The following is a 2,438-nucleotide window of genomic DNA, read 5'->3' on the forward strand; positions in this document are numbered from 1 at the left end:
ATTTGCACCTCTTTTTACCAAACTACAAATCTGCCCATCACACAACACCTTGAAAAGGCTAGTAAGTCGATGCTAATATTTCAAGCTATGTTAAGAAATTTAAATCGTTGGTGCGTTGTCATGCTGCGTTAGCCTACGGCGTAACACACCCTACTTCAACTTTATATTTCTTTATATACATTGAATTTTTCTCGCTGACTTACTTAGTACAGTCCTCTCACATTTAATAAACCGAAGTTAGGTTTCAATTTTTCTCACGTCGGTTTCGTGGAGGTACGGCTCGTCCATCATAAAACTGAATAACTAACTTACTCAGTCCGATCCATACTGCTCCAAAGATTAAAGGAGTTACAGTTTCAATCACAACTGCTACAACTGATGTTGTCTTCAAAAATAAAAAAAGTATTGGAGTGGAAGCCAAAGTAAGTACTGCTGCAACTCCACTTCCGAATTTCAATTGTTCAATAATAGCAAGTGCCGAGCTACAACTTGCACACTTTTGTGTATGCGAATGATATCTCTCTAGCAGCACTGACTTTGCCAATGGGGGAGAAAAAGTCTCTTTGCCAAATGGTTCAGCGTTATATTGGTTTACCCACTGACGCAACTCAAATACAAAACTATCTGCTTTGGTTGGAAGGTAAAAGGCTTTAGCAAAGTTAGGACTACCTCCTTTAGCTTCAAGATACCTTTCCTGATAGTGAAGAAAAATTTGATCATCTTCTAAAACACCATTTTGTCCAATGTGATAATACCAACGCGGTCTCAGCTTAATAAACCAACCTGGAAGTTTAGAAGGAAATTTAAAAGGAAAACGTGCAAACACACGACATTCTCCTTTACGTATGGGTGTAGCATAAACAACGGTTAAAATTCTGCCACGCTGGGAGTTGATGTCATGCCACATTAAACTTGGAGCGATGAAGGTTGTAGATAACTCTCCTGATTGCCCTGGTTTGAAACCTTGTTTCCAAACCCCTTTGAATCCATGTTTGCCAGATTCAATGACTTCAAGTTCCAAAGCTGCTGCATTTGCCCTATTTCCTACCGTTTTGTGATGTGTAAAGGATATGTGGCTAGGGTCAAGTATATTTTCTAAAAGTGTTAATGCATCATAAGGCACATCCCTAAATGTATTAATTACAACCCATCCTTCAGGAGATTCTTCTAATGGCTGAATAATTGGAACTTCGGTTTTTGCAGCATTTTCATATTCACCAACGTATACAAATAGCAGTCCTTGCTTTTCAATAGTCGGTAATGATACCACACAAGCTCGTTTAGAAGTCTCTGCTGTCCCACCTTTGACTTGCTGAGGAATCCTTTGACAATTTCCATCTCCAGAAAAAGCCCAACCGTGATAGGGACATTCCAACAGCCCTTCATCACTAATTCTGCCTTCGGACAACGGTGCTAAACGATGAGGACACTGGTCTTCAAAGCTTCTCCAAGATTGGGCAAGTCTATCCCACCAAATTACAATATCTCTTCCCAACACTCTAAAAGGGGTTGGTTTTGATTTGTCTAAGTCCTGTAGGTAATGGATAGGATACCATGTCTCTTTACAATCAAAACTATTCGGATCACTGCCGCCCGCAGGCTTTTTTTCTTGAAAACTATCTCTGACATTAACTTCTTTCTCAAGCATTTTAAATGTTTATTAATTTTTATTGCCAACTCTTAGCTTTATTTTAGCTAGTATGAACATTGGCTGTATAGCGATCATAATGCAAGAGATTGATTTGATGAATAGTCACTGAGACGGCAGATAATATGCTATCAGTATAGATTGATAAGTTTCTTAATCCTCCCCTACGGTGAGAACTCTCACGCCTCTAATTGCGTCTGCGCCCGATTGAGGTGGAGTGGATGGAGTGAAAAGTTTAGTTATGGAAGCGATCGCTGATGACCAAGGACGTATACGTGCCCACTTTGTCGCGATGTCTATGACGAGCTTCTCTACGAGACGTTGCGCGAACGCCTACGCAATTCCTGAGAACAATTAGCTATTAAAGTTTACTCAAAAATAATTGATAAAAATTTATCTTTTCTTAAGATTTATTCATCTTTTTGATCCTCAGAGACTCGAAAAAGATAAAATCGCGATCGCGATTTTATTTTATAAAAGTAAACGCCGACAAGGCCCTATGAAGGCGATGTCTGCGGCGGGCTGCGCCATCGCATCCTTGATTGCCCTGAAGAGATATTTAGTTCAAACGTACTAGAAATTAAGAGGTTAAGTTTTGGATGGGTGCGCTTATATTTGCTCTATAGCTGTTGCCATAAAGGTTTGGCGTTTCGCACTCCTGACTAATCTAAACTCCAGTTATCAAATGTCATGGTCAAGCTGTTATTTTTCTCTAAATTTCAGCATTGACCAAAACGTAAGGATTCAGGTCAAGAGGTATTGACAAGTGTGACATCTGAGGCGGAATATG

General features: G+C 39.7%; 2 protein-coding genes. One reads left to right on the top strand and one right to left on the bottom strand.

The features are described from left to right. Nucleotides 1-244 precede the first annotated feature (244 nt). Nucleotides 245-1,648, bottom strand: a complete 1,404-nt coding sequence (locus tag Q0541_RS14470; protein ID WP_298911409.1) for a Rieske 2Fe-2S domain-containing protein — start codon at nucleotides 1,646-1,648, stop codon at nucleotides 245-247. A gap of 226 nt (nucleotides 1,649-1,874) precedes the next feature. Between Q0541_RS14470 and Q0541_RS14475 the strand changes: the two genes are divergently transcribed. Further along, entirely contained in the window at nucleotides 1,875-2,006 is a 132-nt protein-coding gene (locus Q0541_RS14475) for a hypothetical protein (protein ID WP_298911410.1), read from the top strand. Nucleotides 2,007-2,438 lie beyond the last annotated feature (432 nt).

This window comes from uncultured Nostoc sp., assembly GCF_937863485.1.
In the GTDB taxonomy this organism is placed as follows: domain Bacteria; phylum Cyanobacteriota; class Cyanobacteriia; order Cyanobacteriales; family Nostocaceae; genus Nostoc.

Excerpts from the sequence above, each read along its gene's own strand:
- Q0541_RS14470 (WP_298911409.1), bottom strand. The coding sequence starts at position 1,648 with ATGCTTGAGAAAGAAGTTAATGTCAGAGATAGTTTTCAAGAAAAAAAG.